This window comes from Propioniciclava sp. MC1595, from assembly GCF_017569205.1.
Classification (GTDB): Bacteria; Actinomycetota; Actinomycetes; order Propionibacteriales; family Propionibacteriaceae; genus Propioniciclava.
On the sequence record NZ_CP071870.1, the window covers coordinates 1,821,403 to 1,839,023 of the forward strand.

General features: G+C 69.7%; 14 protein-coding genes. 8 read left to right on the forward strand and 6 right to left on the reverse strand.

What is annotated here, in order from left to right:
• Positions 1–9: 9 nt before the first annotated feature.
• On the forward strand, positions 10–3,081 hold the full coding sequence (locus J4N02_RS08665) for an N-acetylmuramoyl-L-alanine amidase (protein WP_208090911.1): 3,072 nt from the start codon (positions 10–12) through the stop codon (positions 3,079–3,081).
• Between the two features lie 8 nt (positions 3,082–3,089).
• Here the strand turns inward: J4N02_RS08665 and J4N02_RS08670 are convergent, their stop codons facing one another.
• Positions 3,090–4,454: a replication-associated recombination protein A gene (locus tag J4N02_RS08670; RefSeq protein ID WP_375539380.1), complete on the reverse strand. Its 1,365-nt coding sequence runs from the start codon at positions 4,452–4,454 to the stop codon at positions 3,090–3,092.
• A 36-nt stretch (positions 4,455–4,490) separates the two neighbouring features.
• Here J4N02_RS08670 and J4N02_RS08675 point away from each other — a divergent pair, with 36 nt between their 5' ends.
• From J4N02_RS08675 to J4N02_RS08695, 5 genes are all read left to right on the forward strand, one after another.
• On the forward strand, positions 4,491–5,225 hold the full coding sequence (locus J4N02_RS08675) for a 2,3-bisphosphoglycerate-dependent phosphoglycerate mutase (protein WP_188334815.1): 735 nt from the start codon (positions 4,491–4,493) through the stop codon (positions 5,223–5,225).
• 91 nt (positions 5,226–5,316) lie between these two features.
• Complete coding sequence (locus J4N02_RS08680; RefSeq protein WP_188334814.1) at positions 5,317–5,553, forward strand: hypothetical protein; 237 nt, start codon at positions 5,317–5,319, stop codon at positions 5,551–5,553.
• Between the two features lie 71 nt (positions 5,554–5,624).
• A complete protein-coding gene (locus J4N02_RS08685) occupies positions 5,625–7,091 on the forward strand; it encodes an iron ABC transporter permease (RefSeq protein WP_188334817.1) in 1,467 nt (488 codons plus the stop codon).
• A complete protein-coding gene (locus J4N02_RS08690; protein ID WP_188334813.1) occupies positions 7,088–8,116 on the forward strand; it encodes an ABC transporter ATP-binding protein in 1,029 nt (342 codons plus the stop codon). Before J4N02_RS08685 ends, J4N02_RS08690 begins: the two co-directional genes overlap by 4 nt.
• A 112-nt stretch (positions 8,117–8,228) precedes the next feature.
• Entirely contained in the window at positions 8,229–9,863 is a 1,635-nt protein-coding gene (locus tag J4N02_RS08695) for an IS1634 family transposase (RefSeq protein ID WP_208090912.1), read from the forward strand.
• A 138-nt stretch (positions 9,864–10,001) separates the two neighbouring features.
• On the opposite strand, the gene aspS is transcribed toward J4N02_RS08695, so the two are convergent.
• Positions 10,002–11,798 (reverse strand): aspartate--tRNA ligase, encoded by a 1,797-nt coding sequence (gene aspS, locus J4N02_RS08700; RefSeq protein ID WP_188333965.1) that lies wholly within the window; start codon positions 11,796–11,798, stop codon positions 10,002–10,004.
• A gap of 129 nt (positions 11,799–11,927) precedes the next feature.
• On the opposite strand from aspS, the gene J4N02_RS08705 reads away from it, so the two are divergent.
• Complete coding sequence (locus J4N02_RS08705; RefSeq protein ID WP_188333964.1) at positions 11,928–12,521, forward strand: PepSY domain-containing protein; 594 nt, start codon at positions 11,928–11,930, stop codon at positions 12,519–12,521.
• Here the strand turns inward: J4N02_RS08705 and hisS are convergent.
• Complete coding sequence (hisS, locus tag J4N02_RS08710) at positions 12,512–13,849, reverse strand: histidine--tRNA ligase (RefSeq protein ID WP_188333973.1); 1,338 nt, start codon at positions 13,847–13,849, stop codon at positions 12,512–12,514. The genes J4N02_RS08705 and hisS overlap by 10 nt on opposite strands.
• A gap of 2 nt (positions 13,850–13,851) precedes the next feature.
• Positions 13,852–14,538 (reverse strand): MBL fold metallo-hydrolase, encoded by a 687-nt coding sequence (locus J4N02_RS08715; protein ID WP_188333963.1) that lies wholly within the window; start codon positions 14,536–14,538, stop codon positions 13,852–13,854.
• A 12-nt stretch (positions 14,539–14,550) separates the two neighbouring features.
• Here J4N02_RS08715 and J4N02_RS08720 point away from each other — a divergent pair, with 12 nt between their 5' ends.
• On the forward strand, positions 14,551–15,849 hold the full coding sequence (locus J4N02_RS08720; protein WP_375539354.1) for a DUF349 domain-containing protein: 1,299 nt from the start codon (positions 14,551–14,553) through the stop codon (positions 15,847–15,849).
• A 6-nt stretch (positions 15,850–15,855) separates the two neighbouring features.
• Here the strand turns inward: J4N02_RS08720 and J4N02_RS08725 are convergent, their stop codons facing one another.
• Positions 15,856–16,473: a response regulator transcription factor gene (locus J4N02_RS08725; RefSeq protein ID WP_188333961.1), complete on the reverse strand. Its 618-nt coding sequence runs from the start codon at positions 16,471–16,473 to the stop codon at positions 15,856–15,858.
• A complete protein-coding gene (locus J4N02_RS08730) occupies positions 16,470–17,621 on the reverse strand; it encodes a sensor histidine kinase (RefSeq protein WP_188333960.1) in 1,152 nt (383 codons plus the stop codon). Before J4N02_RS08730 ends, J4N02_RS08725 begins: the two co-directional genes overlap by 4 nt.

Below are 17,621 nucleotides of genomic sequence, written 5' to 3' on the forward strand. Positions count from 1 at the left end.
CGGGCCGGGGTGACGAACGACCGGCATCTTTCCGTTTCAGGTCGCGCCACGGCCTGGCGAGGTCTGGTCCGGATCCCGATGGCCATGGTGACGGCTCTCACGGTCTCCTTCGGGCTGGTAGCCGCCCCTGCTCCCGCACACGCGGCACCGAAGCCGAGCCAGGGATCGGGCAAGGTGCACAGCACCCATGCCAGCCTCAAGCGGACCCGCACACTGCCTGATGCGGCCTCGGACAAGGCCCGCCAAGCGCGCGACAAGATCGTGAGTCTCGCCGACGTCACGGTCGACACTCCTACGGCTGTGGTCGGCGTCACCTGGCAGGGCAGCGCGCTCCCCGAGGTGCTCTATCGGACGACGTCGAACGACGGCGAGGTTTCTGAGTGGCACGAAGTGGACGCGTCAGCCGTGTCCCAAGCAGAGGCTGGGACGTCTGGCTCCGAGCCGATCGTTGTCGCCGGCGTGGCGCGCGTCGAAGTGGCCACGCTGTCGGCTGCCCCAGTCGAAGCGGATGTGTCGTTGTACTCCTCCACCTCCGCCACGGATTCCGCCGCGATCACAACCCAGGCGGCCACCACGAACTCCGTCGCATACGACGTGTTGAAGCCCGCGATCCGAAGCCGTGCCGCGTGGGGTGCTAACGAGTCCATCGTGGGCTTGCCCTACGAGGAAGGCATCGTTACCGGAGCCATGATTCACCACACGGCCGGCACCAACTCCTACACGGCCGCAGACGTTCCAGGCCTCCTGCGATCGATTCAGGCGTACCACGTGAACTCCCGTGGCTGGAAGGACATCGGTTACAACGTGTTGGTCGACCGGTTCGGCACCGCCTGGGAGGGGCGTGGCGGTGGTCTGGATCGTGCCATCGCCGGCGGTCACGCCCTGGGCGTGACGAACTCCCGGGTCTTCGGTCTGTCGTTCATGGGGGACTTCGATCAGGTCTCGCCCCCAGCGGCGATGATCGCGACCGGTAATTCCGTGATCGCCTGGAAGTTCGCCATCCATGGCGTCAATCCCTACGGCAGCACCTTCGGTTCCGGCGGTCAAGATGGCGGATCGACGTTCCTGAACGCCATTTCCGCGCACCGCGATGAGAATGCCACCAACTGCCCGGGCGCCACCGTCTACGCGATGCTCCCGCAGATCCGCGCCTCGGTGAAGTCGAAGCTGGACACCGTGAGCTACACCGTGGTTCAGCCCCAGCCCACACCGGTCACCGAGGTGCCCAGCCCGAGCCCCGTCGACGGCAAGATCACCCTCGAGACGACGGGGTTCCTGGACAAGGGAACCGTCATCGAAATGCAAAAGTGGCTGGGCACCGCGGCCGATGGTGTGTGGGGCCGAGAAACCAATCTCGCACTCCAGCGCCGGGTCGGCGCCACACAGACGGGCGCCAGGGACACCCAAACCGTGACCGCACTGCAGGGTTACCTGGGCGTATCGCGGTCCGGCGTGTTGGACCCCACCACCATCCAGGCCCTCCAACGACACCTCAACGCCCGCCCGGCCCCGTATGCGGCTGTGACGGGTCAGGTCATCTATGCAGCGCACTCGGCCAACCGCGGCTGGATGCGCGGGGTCGCCGATGGTGCCACCGCAGGCACCGTGGGTGAGGGTCTGCGCATGGAGGCCCTGCGTCTCGCACTGGGCTCCGGCCTGTCGGGCGACATCTTGACCAGCGCGCATGTCTCCGGCGTCGGGTGGCGTGACCCGGTCGGCACGTCGCGTCATGCCGGAACTGTGGGCCAGCAGCGGTCGCTCGAAGCGGTCCGCCTGACGCTCAGCGGCCCCGTGGCGGCCCAGTACTCGATTCGCTACCGCGCCCACGTTGGCGGTCTCGGCTGGCAACCCTGGGTCACGGACGGGGCGACTGCGGGCACCACTGGTCAGTCGCGTCAACTCGAGGCCATCCAGGTTGTGCTCGTGGCCAAGGCCACACCGACCCCCACGCCGTCGGTGACGCCCACGGTGACGCCCACACCCACACCGACGGCTTCCCCCACGCCCACGCCTACGCCCACGACGTCTCCGTCGCCGACCCCGAAGCCAACAACGTCACCCACGCCCACCACGCCAGTGACGCCCAACGCGACCGCGTCCTACTCCGTGCACAGCCAAGACATCGGATGGGGCCCAACCCTCACCAGCGGAGCCGCCGGCACCATCGGCAAACGCGCCGAGGCACTGCGGTTCAAGGTGTCCGCACCAGGCATCTCCGGTGACGTCAGCTACCGCGCCCACGTGCAAGACATCGGCTGGATGTCACCATCCACCTCGGCCAACGCCATCGGAACATCCGGCCGCGGCCTGCGCATGGAAGCCTTCCAGATCAGCCTCACCGGCGAACTAGTCACCCGCTACAGCGTCCGCTACCGCGCCTACGTGCGAGGGATCGGCTGGCAAGCCTGGGTCACCGACGGAGCCACCGCCGGAACCACCGGACAAGGCCGCCAGATCGAAGCCATCGAGATCACCGTCGTCCCTCGCAACGCTCCGTCCCCGTCGGTGACGCCCACGGTGACGCCCACACCCACACCGACGGCTTCCCCCACGCCCACGGTGACGCCCACACCCACACCGACGGCTTCCCCCACGCCCACGCCTACGCCCACGACGTCTCCGTCGCCGACCCCGAAGCCAACAACGTCACCCACGCCCACCACGCCAGTGACGCCCAACGCGACCGCGTCCTACTCCGTGCACAGCCAAGACATCGGATGGGGCCCAACCCTCACCAGCGGAGCCGCCGGCACCATCGGCAAACGCGCCGAGGCACTGCGGTTCAAGGTGTCCGCACCAGGCATCTCCGGTGACGTCAGCTACCGCGCCCACGTGCAAGACATCGGCTGGATGTCACCATCCACCTCGGCCAACGCCATCGGAACATCCGGCCGCGGCCTGCGCATGGAAGCCTTCCAGATCAGCCTCACCGGCGAACTAGTCACCCGCTACAGCGTCCGCTACCGCGCCTACGTGCGAGGGATCGGCTGGCAAGCCTGGGTCACCGACGGAGCCACCGCCGGAACCACCGGACAAGGCCGCCAGATCGAAGCCATCGAGATCACCGTCGTCACGAGGTGAATCGAGGCTCAGCCTTCCCGGCCGAGCAATGACCTGATCGTCACCCAGCGCTCGGCGATCTGGGCCTCGTTGCCGTGCGACGTGGGGCGGTAGTACCGGGCGTCCATCAGGTCGTCGGGAAGGTACTGCTGGGCAGCGACAGCGTGGGGAGCATCGTGGGCATAGAGGTACCCCTGGCCGTGGCCGAGCTTCTCGGCGCCTGAGTAGTGGGCGTCGCGCAGGTGCGGTGGTACCTGGCCGACCTTGCCGGCCTTCACGTCGGCAACGGCAGCGTCCACAGCCACGTAGACGGCGTTCGACTTCGGGGCGGTCGCCGCGGCCACCGTCGCCTGCGCGAGCGGCAGGCGTCCCTCGGGCATGCCGATCAACTGCACGGCTTGGGCCGCGGCCACGCACGTCTGCAACACCGACGGTGCGGCCATGCCGATGTCCTCGCTCGCGGAGATGATGAGACGTCGCGCGATGAACCGCGGGTCTTCACCCGCCTCCAGCATGCGGGCCAAGTAGTGCAGCGCCGCGTCCACGTCGGAACCGCGCACGCTCTTGATGAACGCGCTGATCACGTCATAGTGCTGGTCGCCATCCTTGTCGTAGCGGATCGCGGCCTTGTCGACGGCCTGCTCCACGGCGTCCGGACCGATCTCGGTGGCGCCGTGCGCCTCAGCCGAGGCAGCGGCCTCCTCGAGGTACGTGAGGCTCCGTCGGGCGTCTCCACCGGCCAGGCGGATGATGCTCGCCCGTGCCTCCTCAGCCAGCGTGAACGGCTGGCCCTCGCCAGCGCGCAGACCCCGCTCGTCGGCGAGTGCTCGATTGAGAAGCACATCGATGTCAGCGTCCGTCAGCGGCTTCAAGGTGAGCAGCAGCGACCGGCTGAGCAGCGGCGAGATGACCGAGAAGGACGGGTTCTCCGTGGTGGCCGCGATGAGGGTGACCAGCCGATTCTCCACGGCGGGCAGGAGCACGTCTTGTTGGGCCTTGTTGAAGCGGTGCACCTCGTCGACGAACAGGACGGTCCCCCGGCCTCGGGCGAGTTCGCGCTTGGCAGTCTCCAGTTCGGCGCGCACCTCCTTGACCCCGGCGGTCACGCCTGAAAGCTCCACGAAGCGGCGGTTCGTGCTCTGTGACACGACCGAGGCGATGGTGGTCTTCCCTACCCCCGGCGGCCCCCACAGGAACACGCTCATCGGTTGGCCGTCGGCCAGGCGCCGCAAGGGTGACCCTGGCGTCAAGAGGTGCTGTTGGCCGACGATCTCCTCGACCGTGCGAGGTCGTAAGCGCACGGCCAGCGGTAGGTCGGCGTGGTCGGCGCCCGCGAGCGACCCACCACGCAGCGGGGCCGGGTCATCGATGGGATTGCCGAACAGGTCAGTCACACCGGTGATGCTAGCCATCCTGCGAGACAATGCAGCATGGGCACCTTGATGCTGCTGCGGCACGGCGAGACCACGTTCAATGCGGCCAGCGTGTTCACCGGTCTGCTGGACGCCCCTCTGGCGCCGTCGGGGGAGGCCCAAGTGGCGGTGGCGGCGTCCCTCATCGCGGCAGAGGGGCTGGTGCCCGATGTGGTGTGGCAGTCCACAATGCGGCGCGCTACCCACACGACTGAGCTGCTGCTGGGCGAGTCGAGCCAGCAGGTTGAGGTTCGCTCAACCTGGCGTTTGGTCGAACGTGGCTACGGCTGCCTCACCGGGCTGTCGAAAGCTGCTGCTCGTCACCGCTACGGCGACGAGGACTTCTTCACGTGGCGGCGCACCGTCGGTGGGCGCCCGCCGTCAGCGTCCCCCGAGCAGGTGGCCGGCTGGATTGACCCGGCTCCGGTCATGGAGCGAGGCACCCTCGACGCTGGTGTCGGTGAATCGCTGGCCGATGTGGCGATCCGCGTTCTCCCCTTCTGGCAAGAAGCCATCGAGCCACCCTTGGCCGGCGGTGCCACCATCTTCGTCGTGGCGCACGGCAACACTTTGCGCGCCCTGGCATCGGTCGTGTTCGGGCTGCCGGATCAGCAGGTAGAGCACCTGAACATTCCGGCCGGTCACCCCCTGCTGGTGCCGGTCACGGCAGGGCGGTTGGGCATTCCGCGCTACCTCGACCCTGACGCTGCAGGTGTCGCCGCTGCCCGGGTCGCAGCCGAGGGTGGCACGTGAAGCGCACCACTGTGTCGACATGCGGGATTCAGCAACGCTGAACTTGCGTTAATGTCGGAACTTAGGCATCGTGTCTGTCTCCGGTGGCGGTGTGCTGAAGTCATCGAAGAACGCTGACGCCGCCCAGAAATTCGTGGCCTACATCGTCAGCCAGGCGGGCCAGGAAGTGCTGCGCGACGGCACATCGTTCGAGTACCCGGTGGCCTCCGGTGTCGGCGCTCATGACAAGCTCAAGCCACTCACCGAGATGGACGCCCCCACGATCGACCCGGCCTCGCTCAACAGCCCCAAGGTGGTCGAGCTCATGCAGCAGGCGGGCTTGCTCTGACCATCACCCAGGCACCACAGCGACGAGCATCACGGCCGCGGGGTCACCTTCCAGTGACCATCGCGGCCGCGATGCTCGTCGTCGCGCTGACCCTGGTGCCCATCGGCTTCATCATCGTGGCCACCATCGACGCCGGGCCTGAGTTGGTCGCCCGGCTCGTATTCCGATCCCGAGTCGCGGAACTGATCGGTAACACCGTGGCCCTCCAGGTGGTGGTTGTGCCCGCCACCATCGTGATCGGCACGAGCGCTGCTCTGCTGGTGGAGCGGACCCATGTGCCGGCGTGGCTGTCCGCGGCCTTCGTCGCGCCCTTGGCGGTGCCGGCGTTCGTCATGAGCTACGCGTGGGCGACGGTCTGGCCCTCCATCGCCGGGCTGGCCGGGGCGTCCCTGATCGCCACGATCAGCTACTTCCCGTTCGTCTACCTCCCCGTCTTGGCGACGCTTCGACGGATGGATCCAGCGCTCGAGGAGTCGGGCGCAGCGCTCGGCCTCACAGCCTTCGGCGTCCTACGCCGCGTCACCTTGCCGCAGTTGCGATTGCCGGTGCTTGGCGGAGCGCTGCTCGTCGCCCTGCACCTGCTGGCGGAGTACGGGGCATTCGCCTTCGTGCGCTTCGACACCTTCACCACCGCCATCTACGACCAGTTCCGATCCACCTTCGCTGCCCCGGCGGCTTCGATGTTGGCCGGCGTCCTGGTGCTGCTGTGCTTGGTGGTCCTGGGTGGGGAGGCCGTCGTTCGTGGGCGGCGTCGCCACGCGCGCCTCGGTGCGGGGGTAGCCCGCCAGGCCAAGCGCGTTTCGCTTGGGGGGTGGCTGGTTCCCGTGTGGGGCGCTGTGGTGGCGCTGCTGACCGCAGCCCTGGGCGTCCCGGCGTGGTCACTGGTGCATTGGCTCTCGGTCGGGGTCGAGCTCGATCCCGGCATCCCGCAGGCGCTCGCGAGCACGCTTGGTTTCGCCACCATCGGCGCGGTGGCCACATGCCTGGCCGCTGGACCCATCGCCTGGTTGTCGGTGCGGCGCCCAGCACGCTGGTCACGAACCCTGGAGGGCCTCGCCTTCATGTCGTCGTCCCTTCCCGGGATCGTCATCGGCCTGGCGTTCGTGACGGTGTCGATCCGTTGGCTCCCCGCCGTCTACCAGTCGAGCGTGCTGCTCTTGGCCGCCTACGTCGTGCTGTTCCTCCCGCGAGCGGTGGCCAGTTTGCGCGCAGGAATGGCGCAGGTGCCGACCTCGCTCGGCGAGGCAGCGGCATCCTTGGGCAGCAACCCCGTCCGAACCTTGGTCCGAGTGACGGTCCCGGTGTTGGCGCCGGCGTTCGGGGCCGGGGCGTCCATGGCCTTCTTGGGCATCGCCGGAGAGCTGACCGCCACGTTGCTGCTTGCTCCGACCGGGACAACGACGCTAGCCACCAGATTCTGGTCGTTGAGCACCGAGCTGGACTACCCTGCCTCCGCGCCCTATGCGCTGCTGCTCATCGCTTTGTCGGTGCCGATGACCATCATCTTGTTCCGCGAGTCCCGAGGAGATCGATCGTGAGCGAGGCGCTCGTCGTCCGAGGGGTTCGGGCCAGCTACGGGTCGACCGAAGTGCTGCACGGCATCGACCTCGCCGTCCCGCGTGGCGCTGTTCTCGCCGTTGTCGGGCCCTCGGGCAGCGGCAAGACCACCCTGCTGCGCTGCATCGGAGGATTCGAGTTCCCCACCGCCGGCGACGTCTTCATCGACGGCGTCTCCGTCTGCGGACAGACGTGGGTGCCACCGCACAAGCGCTCCATCGGGTACGTGTCGCAGGATGGTGCGCTGTTCCCCCATCTGTCGGTGCGGTCGAACGTCGGTTTCGGACTGCCACGCTCCGAACGGACGCCCGAAGCCATTGCCGAGTTACTGGAGATCGTCAACCTGTCCCCCGATCTGGCCAAGCGGCGCCCCGACCAACTCTCGGGCGGGCAGCAGCAGCGCGTCTCGTTGGCTCGGGCATTGGCTCGCCACCCCGCAGTGATGCTGTTGGACGAGCCTTTTTCGGCCCTCGATACCCACCTGCGAGAATCAACGCGCGACCTGGTCGGCGAGGTCCTGCACGAGGCCGGTGTCACCACCGTGCTGGTCACCCACGACCAGGAGGAGGCACTCGCTTTCGCCGATCTGGTGGCGGTCCTGGAGGCAGGAGAACTGCGTCAGGTCGGGCCGCCGCAGGAGGTCTACGAACGGCCCAACGACCTGGCCACCGCGCGCCTGTTGGGCTCGACGCTAGAGCTTGACGCCATCGTCACGCGCGGGATGGCCCAGACGGTGATCGGGCCAATCCCAGCCCTCGGTGTGCCTGACGGCGCCGCCACAGTTGTCGCCCGCCCCCACCAGGTCTCAGCGCGCCTCGACGTGCGGGGGGACTGGATCGTGCGGTCTTTGGCCTTTCACGGGGACCATCGACGCCTCACGCTGGGACCAGTCTCCGGCGAAAGTGGACCCACCTTCCGGGTGTCCACCGATCAGCCCTTGCGAGTGGGCGACCGCATGTCGATCTCCCTCATCGGGCGCGCACTCGTCGTCCCGGCCATCGATTGACCTGAGTTGGGTCACCGTTCGGCGATTCTTGCATCGGTAGGGGCCGTGACTTGCGGTGATGCCGTGGCTTGGTGCTTCGTTTAGGCACTAAGCGGGACTCTAGGATCGGGGCATGGCGTGGATTCGGCGGGTGCGGACGGCCTCGGGGGCGACCGCGGTGCAGATCGCTGAGTCGGTGGGTGGTCGACGTCGCATCGTGCGGCACGTGGGGTCGGCGCACGATGAAGCCGAGCTTGGGCTGCTGATGGCCCAGGCCAGCAAGCTGCTCCAGGACGATGCCCAGGGGCAGTTGGATCTGGGGCTGTCGCTGCCAGTTCCTTGGGCCGCGATGGTGCCGGCCCCGGCCGAGACGCTGTTCGGGGAGCAGGTCAAGGGCCCGGTGCGGCGCCCGGTGGTGGCCGCGCCTCGCGTGCTGCGAACGTCCTCGGCGTTGCTGTATGAGGCGTTGGCCGGAGTGTACACCGACCTGGGTTTCGACGTCCTGGACGATGAGGTGTTCCGCGACCTGGTCATCGCGCGGGTGGTGGAGCCGACCAGCCTGCTGGACGTGGACCGGGTGCTGGCAGACCTGGGTCGGACCGCGGCCAGCCTGTCGACGCGCAAGCGCACGTTGGGCCGATGCCAGGACGGGGCCTACCGCGACCAGGTCGCCAAACTGTGCTTCGAGCAGGCCCGGGCCAGCGGGGATGTGTCGTTGTGCCTGTACGACGTGACCACGCTGCACTTCGAAGCCGCTGAGGAAGATGCCCTGCGCAAGGTCGGCTACTCCAAGGAACGCCGGGTCGACCCGCAGATCATCGTCGGTCTGCTGGTCGACCGGCACGGTTTCCCGTTGGAGATCGGGTGCTGGGAGGGCAACAAGGCCGAGACGCACACGATCGTGCCGATCATCGAGGCCTTCGCCGCCCGGCACGAGATCGAGGACTTGGTCGTGGTCGCTGACGCCGGGATGCTGTCGGCTGCCAATTTGAAGGCCCTGGATCAGGCCGGGCACACCTTCATCGTCGGGTCCAAGACCACCAAGGCCCCGATCGACCTGGCCTCCCACTTCCGCTGGCACGGGGATGTGTTCACCGACGGCCAGGTCATCGACACCCTGACCCCCAAGGTCGGCAAGAACACCGACAACGACACCGCCAAGCGTCGCGAGCCGGTCTGGGACCCCGAGCAGCACCGCAACTCGTGGCGGGCGGTGTGGTCCTACTCGGCCAAGCGGTTCGCCCGGGACAACAAGACCCTCACCGCCCAGGAGAACCGGGCCCGGGCAGCGATCGAGGGGGACAAACCAGCCCGGACGCCCAGGTTCGTCAAGACACAGACCGACGGACTGGTCCTGGACGAAGCCGCGCTGGCCCGAGCCCGGCGGTTGGCAGGACTCAAAGGCCTGGTCACCAACATCCCGGCCACGGTGCTGCCCGCTGCCGAGGTGATCAGCTCCTATGCCGACCTGTGGCACGTGGAGCACTCCTTCAGGATGTCCAAGAGTGACCTGAGGGCCCGCCCACTGTTCGCCAGACGACGCGACTCCATCGAGGCGCACCTGACCATCGTGTTCACCGCCCTAGCCATCGGCCGCACCGTCCAGGACCGGACCGGCCTGTCGCTACGTCGAGTCCTGCGCCAACTCCGTCCGCTGCGTTCAGCAACGATCCAGGCCAACGGCGCTATCCAGACCCTGCCACCAGCCCTCCGCGACGACGAGCAGGCCGTCCTTGACGACCTCAAACAAGCCAGCCCAAGGCACTAAGCCGCTTGACCCAACTCAGGATTGACGCTGCGCCGAGGGCTTGGGTTTCCTGCCGAGGGCTTGGGTCCAGACGCTGTCTCATCTCAAGCCCTCGGCAGGAACCCAAGCCCTGGGCGAAAGACTCAAGCCCTCGGCGGGTCAGGCTTCGGCAGTCGCTTTCTCGTCGGCCTTCGGCTTGGCGTCGACCCCGGCCTCCTTGCGCTGCTGCGCCGTGATGGACGCCGGCGCCTCGGTCAGCGGGTCGAACCCGCCGCCCGACTTCGGGAACGCGATGACGTCGCGGATGGTGTCGAAGCCGCCGAGCAGCATCACGAGGCGGTCCAGGCCGAAGGCGATGCCGCCGTGGGGCGGGGCGCCGAAGGAGAAGGCCTCGAGCAGGAAGCCAAACTTCTCCTGCGCCTCCTCCTGGGACAGGCCCATGACCTTGAACACGCGCTCCTGCACGTCGCGGCGGTGGATACGGATCGAGCCGCCGCCGATCTCGTTGCCGTTGGCGACGAAGTCGTAGCCGTAGGACAGCGCCGAGCCGGGGTCGGTGTCGAAGGTGTCGAGCGACTCGGGCTTGGGCGAGGTGAACGCGTGGTGCACCGCGGCCCACTTGCCCTCGGCGATGGCGACATCACCGGAGGCGACGGCGTCCTCGCGCAGCTTGAACATGGGGGCGTCCACGACCCACAGGAACGACCAGGCGTCCTCGTCGATCTGGCCGGTGCGGCGTCCGATCTCCAGGCGCGCGGCGCCCAGCAGCTCCTGGGTGGCCTCGCGGGCACCCGCGCCGAAGAAGATCGCGTCGCCCGGCTGGGCGTCCATGGCGGCGGCCAGGCCGTCGCGCTCGGCGTCGGTGATGTTCTTGGCGACCGGCCCGCCGAGGGTGCCGTCCTCGCCGATGGTCACGTAGGCGAGACCCTTGGCGCCGCGCTGCTTGGCCCACTCCTGCCACGCGTCGAACTGGCGACGAGGCTGGGACGCCCCGCCCGGCATGACCACGCCGCCCACGTACGGCGCCTGGAACACGCGGAAGGGCGTGTCGGCGAAGTAAGAGGTGAGCTCGCGGATCTTGTTGTCGAACCGCAGGTCGGGCTTGTCCGAGCCGTAGTTGTCCATGGCGTCGTGCCAGGTCATCCGCGGCAGCGGCAGCGACATCTCCACGCCGATCAGGCGCCAGCAGGCCGCCATGACCTCCTCGGCCAGGGCGATCACGTCGTCCTGGTCGACGAAGCTCATCTCGATGTCGAGCTGGGTGAACTCGGGCTGGCGGTCGGCGCGGAAGTCCTCGTCGCGGTAGCAGCGCGCGATCTGGTAGTAGCGCTCCATCCCGGCGACCATCAGGAGCTGCTTGAACAACTGCGGGCTCTGCGGCAGGGCGTACCACTTGCCGGGGTGCAGGCGCGCGGGCACCACGAAGTCGCGGGCGCCCTCGGGCGTCGAGCGGGTCAGGGTGGGGGTCTCGATGTCGTAGAAGTCGCGGCCGTCGAGCACCTCGCGGATCGCGCGGGTCACCTTCGAGCGCAGCACCAGCGCGTCGTGCTGGCGCGGACGCCGCAGGTCCAGGTAGCGGTGCTTGAGGCGCGCGTCCTCGCCGACGCCGGAGCGCTCGTCGATCTGGAACGGCAGCGGCGCGGCCGGGTTGAGCACCTCGAGGTCGCGGATGTCGACCTCCACCTGGCCGGTGGCGATGTTGGGGTTGACGTTCTCGGCGTCGCGGGCGTCGACCACGCCGGTCACCTGGATGCAGAACTCGTTGCGCAGGTCGTGGATGCCCGCCGATTCGAGGTACTCGTCGCGGACGACGACCTGGCAGATGCCCGAGGCGTCCCGCAGGTCGATGAAGGCCACGCCGCCGTGGTCGCGCCGCTTGGCGACCCATCCGGCGAGGGTGACGGTCTGGCCGACGTGCTCCGAACGGAGGGTCCCGGCCTGGTGGGTGCGCAGCATGCGATGTTCCTTTCTCTGCCCCGCATAGACGGTGCGGGCGCGCCCATGATTGTACGCATGCCCGGACTCGGGGATGGATCGGGGCCAACCCCCCTTGGCGAAGGGCGATGGGTGGGGTGGGCTGGTCGGATGAAGAAGACGACTGCCCTCATCCCCACCGTCCTGGCCGCCGGCCTGATCCTCGCCGGCTGCACCTCCCCCACCCCGCCGGCACCGGCGCCGGCGACCACCTCCGGCCCCGTGGTCGCCCCGGCCACGACGCCGGCAGGCAACCCCCCGGCTTCGAACGCCACCCCCGGCAGCGGGGACGCGGCGTCCGACGACACCGCCCACAACGCCGCGGCCGAGGCCGCCGTGCGCACCGCGGAGGGCGAGGCGAACGGCAGGGTCATCGAGCTCGACCGCGAGGGCAACGGGTGGGAGGTTGAGGTCCTCGTGGGCGACCGGATCCACGAATTCAGGATCGATGACGCCGGCACCGCGGTGACCGACCGCCGTGGCGACGAGCGGGTCCACCCCGAGGACCAGCGGCGTGCCGCCGCGGCCACGATCTCCGTCACCGACGCGATGAGGGCCGCACTCGCGGCCACCCCCGGGACGATCGACGACATCGAACTCGACGACCGCAACAACGTCGTCGTGTGGGAGGTCACGATCGACACCGCGGACGACGACGACGTGGAGGTCTACGTCGACGCCACCACGGGCGAGGTTCAGGCCTGACCCGCCCCCACTGACGGCCGCAGGTCTCCCTCCGGCGGCCGCCAGGAGTCGGCCTCTGCCGGCACCTGGTCGCCGGAGCGGATGTCCTTGACCGAGTCGCCGTCCTGTCCCGCGAACCACACGAACGGGATGCCGCGCCGGTCGGCGTAGCGGATCTGCTTGCCGAACCGGTCGGCCTTGGGCGCCACCTCGGTGGGGATGCCGCGCGCACGCAGCGCCGCGGCCGTCGCCATGGCAGCGGCCCGGGTCTCCTCCGCATCGACGGCGACCAGCACGCAGGTCGGCACCGACCGGGACGCCACCAGCTCACCCTTCGCGATCAGCGGGGCCAGGATGCGCGTGACGCCCACCGACACGCCGACGCCCGGCCAAGTGCGCTTGCCGTCCGTGGCCAGGGCGTCGTAGCGGCCGCCGGAGCAGATCGACCCGAGCGACTCGAAGCCCTCCATCTCGGTCTCGTAGACGGTGCCGGTGTAGTAGTCCAGCCCCCGGGCGATCTTGAGGTCGGCGACCAGGCGCCCGGGAACCGCCGCAGCGGCGGCCTCGACCACCTCGGCGAGCGCGGCCAGCCCCTCGTCCAACAGCTCGTGCTGGACGCCCAACGCCCGCACCTGCTCCACGAAGGAGGTGTCGGGGGTGGAGATCGTGGCCAGCGCCAGACACTTGTCGGCGGCCTCGGGGCTCATCCCGAGTTCGTCGACCAGCAGGGCCCGCACGGCGTCCGGCCCGATCTTGTCGAGCTTGTCGACCCGCTGCAGGACGGCCATGTGGTCGGTGACGCCCAGGCCACGGTAGAAGCCTTCGGCCAGCTTGCGGTTGTTGACGTGCATGACCACCGGAGGGACGCCGAACCGGGTGTGCAGTGTCTCCAGGGCCTCCAGCATGACCAGGGCCACCTCGACGTCGTGGTGGCCCGCAAGTGCGTTCTCGCCCACCACGTCGATGTCCGCCTGCACGAACTCGCGGTAGCGCCCCTCCTGCGGCCGCTCGCCGCGCCAGACCTTCTGCACCTGGTAACGCCGGAACGGGAACGCCAGGTGACCCGCGTGCTCCAGCACGTAGCGCGCGAACGGCACGGTGAGGTCGAAGTGCAGGCCCAGATCATCCCCGGTCTCGCCCTCAGCGGCGTGCAGCCGGCGGACGACGTAGACCTCCTTGGTGATCTCGCCCTTGCGGGTCAGGGAGTCCATCGTCTCGACCGCACGGGTCTCGATCGAGGCGAAGCCGTGCAGCTCGAACGTCTCGCGCAGCGAGTCGAGGACGGCCTGTTCCACGATCCGCCCGGCGGGCAGGAACTCGGGGAACCCGGACAACGGCTTGGGACGCATGCTCACCTCAGGTAGCTCTCGGTCAGGTAGGAGTTGGTGGCCCGCTCGTGGGCCATCGTGGTCTCGGGCCCATGCCCCGGCACCAGGGCGGCGGTGTCGGGCAGCGCCAGGACGACGTCGCGCAGCGAGCGTCGCATGGCCTCGTCGTCGCCGCCGGGCAGGTCGGTGCGCCCGATGGAGCCGGCGAACACCACGTCGCCGGTGAACACGATCTCGGTCAGCTCGGGCGCCTGCGGCACCGGCTCGACCAGGGGCGTGCGCCACAGCAGGCAGCCCGGGCGGTGACCCGGCGCGACCTCGGTGGTGAAGGTCATGCCGGCCAGCTCCAGCGTCTCGCCGCCGACGAGGTCACGCAGGTCGGCGGGCTCGACGTGGTTGACGCCGAACCGGTCGATGATCTCGAGGGCCCACGGCATCAGCAGCGAGGTGTCGAACAGCTCGCGGTCGGACTCGTGCAGGTAGGCCGGGACGCCGTAGTGGTCGGCCACGTCGGCCGCACCGCCCACGTGGTCGGGGTGCCCGTGTGTGAGGAGTACCGCCTCGACGGTGAGCCCGTGCTCGGCGACGAGCTCCTTGACCGGCTCGAACGCGTTGACACCGGGGTCGACGACCACGCACCGCCGCCCATCCATCGACAGGATGTAGCAGTTGGCCTGCAGCGGACCGGCCGGGAACGAGGTCAGGAACACGTCCGTTACCTTATCGTCGGCCAGACCGCGCGCGCCGGAGGGGTGTTTTCGTGCAAGATGGAGCCCATGACTGACTCTGCAGGTCCGGCCAGCTTCGGTCGTGTCGACCCCGATGGCACCGTCTACGTGACCACGGGTGAGGGCGAACGGGCGGTCGGTCAGGTTCCCGACGTGTCCCCCGACGAGGCGCTCGCCTTCTTCGTCCGGCGCTACGAGGCCCTCGAGCTGGAGGTGACGCTGCTCGAGCAGCGCCTGAACTCCGGTGCGGTCTCCCCCGACGACGCACGCCACACGATCAAGAACCTGCGCAAGTCGGTGTCCGAGGCCAACGCGGTCGGCGACCTCGCCGCCCTGGAGACCCGGCTCGAGGCCCTGCAGCCCCGCCTGGCCGAGGCGTCCGAGGCCCGCAAGGCCGAGCGCGCCAAGCAGCACGAGGCCACCCGCGAGGCCAAGGAGGCCATGGTCGCCGAGGCCGAGGCGCTGGCGTCCGGCAACGACTGGCGCGGCGGGGTCAACCGCTTCCGCCAGCTGCTCGAGGACTGGAAGAAGCTCCCCCGCATCGACCGCGCCACCGACGACGCGCTGTGGCACCGGTTCAGCTCCGCCCGCACCACCTACACCCGCCGCCGCAAGGCCCAGTTCGCCGAGCAGTCCGCGCGCTGGGGCGAGGCGAAGGCCGTCAAGGAGCAGATCATCGAGGAGGCCCGCTCGCTGGCCGACTCCACCGACTGGGGCCCCACCTCGGGTGCCTTCCGCGACCTGATGACCCGCTGGAAGGCCGCCGGATCGGCCGCCCGCGAGCACGACGACAAGCTCTGGGCCGAGTTCCGCGGTCTCCAGGACCAGTTCTTCGGCGCCCGCACCGCCGCCCAGAGCGCCCAGGACGAGGAGTTCACCGGCAACCTGGTCGCCAAGGAGGAGCTGCTGGCCAAGGCCGAGGCGAGCATCGTCCCGGTGAAGGACGTGGAGTCGGCGCGCGCCGCCTTCCGCACCTTCCTCGAGGAGTACCACGCCCTCGGCAAGGTCCCCCGCGACGCCATGCGCGGCCTCGACAACCGCGTCCGCGCGATCGAGCAGGCCGTCCGCAAGGCCGAGGAGGACGAGTGGAAGCGCACCGACCCCGAGGCGCGCCAGCGCGCCGAGGAGACGGTCGCCATGCTCAGCGCGGAGATCGACAAACTGGCCGCCAAGGCCGAGAAGGCCGAGGCCCGCGGGGACAAGCAGGCCGCCAAGAAGGCCCAGGACTCGATCGCGACCTACCAGACCTGGCTCGACCAGGCCAAGGCCACGCTGGCCGACTTCACCCGCTGAGGTCGCCTACCGGATGATCCCGGCCTGCCGGGCCGCGGCCACTGCCGCGGTCCGGTTGTCCACGCGCAGCTTCTCGTAGACGTGGACGAGGTGCGTCTTCACCGTCGCCTCCGACAGGAACAGCCGCCGCGCGATCTGACGGTTGGCCAACCCCTCGGCCAGCAACACCACGACCTCGCGCTCCCGTTCGGTGAGCTCGCTGGGTGGCGCGACGACCCGGCGCGCGAGGCGTCCGGCGACGGCGGGGGCGAAGACGGCCTCACCGCGGGCGGCGGCCTCGACCGCGGCCCCGAGCGCCTCCGGGGTGGCGTCCTTGAGCAGGTAGCCCGCGGCCCCCGCCTCGATCGCGGCCACGATGTCGGCGTCGGTGTCGTAGGTGGTCAGGATCAGCACCCGCGCCGGCGGGTCGCGGCGCAGCAGCTCGCGGGTCACGTCGACGCCGTTGTCGGAGCCCAGCTGGAGGTCCATGAGCACGACGTCGGGGCGCTCCCGGCCCACGACCGCCAGCGCGGCGGAGCCGTCGCCGGCCTCCCCCACGACCTCGATCCCCGGCCGCGTGGCCAACAGGGCCGTGAGGCCCGCGCGCACGACCGGGTGGTCGTCCACGATCACGACGGTGGTCATGCTCCCCCTCCCAGCGGCACCGAGGCCGCGACCGCAGTCCCCTCGCCCGGGGCCGACTCGACGCTCAGCGTCCCGCCCAGCGCGGCGAGGCGTTCGCGCATGGCGCGCAGGCCGAAGCCGCCGGCGTCCGTGGCCTCGGGGGTGGCGGCGGGGTCGAAGCCGCGCCCGTCGTCGACGACGTCGACCAGCAGCTCGTCGGGGGCATAGCTCAGCGACACCACGACCCGGGAGGCGCGCGCGTGCTGCCGCACGTTGGCCAGCGCCCCCTGCACCAACCGCAGCACCGCCACGTCGACAGCCGTGGGGGCCAGCAGCGGGTCGCCTGCGACCTCCAGGTCGGTGCGCAGCCCCGTCTCGGACGCCAGCCTCTCCAGCAGGCGGCGCACGGCTGCGGGCAGGGGCGCGTCCTCAAGCTGGGCCGGGGTCAACGCGTGGACGACGCGGCGGGCCTCGACGAGGTTCTCCGCCGCAGTCGCCTCGATCTGCCCCAGCAGTTCCGCCTCGGACGCCCCGCGCGCGAGCCCCGCGCGGGCCAGGAGCAGGATGCTGCTGTAGCCCTGCGCGAGCGTGTCGTGGATGTCGCGGGCCAGGCGCGCCCGCTCGTCCAGCGCGCCGGACTGGCGCTGCACGGTGGCCAGCTCCTCCTGCACGGCGACCAGCTCGGCGACGAGGCGTCCGCGCTCGGCGGACTCGGCGAGGATCCGCTGGTAGCCCCAGCTCACGCCGATCGCGACGACGGCACCCACCGTGGGGCCGAGCACCGCCGCCAGCGGGTTGGACGCCGTGGGCCACAGCACGCTGATCGCGGTCAGGGTCAGGGCGACGACGGACCCGATCGCGGGCCCGTCGGGGAGCAGGTGCAGGGCGATCAGGTTCAGGGCGAAGACGAGCCAGGCGAAGGTCGGAGCCAGCAGCACCAGCCCCACCCACAGCGCGGCCAGCACCGCGAACCAGACCCGGCCCGAGAACCGGAGCCCGACCGCGTACCAGAGGGCCAGCGCGATCGCGAGGGCGGCGACGGGCCCGGCGACGGCGCCGTCGGCCCAGGTCTGGGAGGCGCCGATGGTCCACAGCAGGGCGAACAGCACGTGCTGCCCACCCCGCAGCGCGCGGGCTGCGGAGTGGGCTGGTGCGACGTCGGTGCTCAT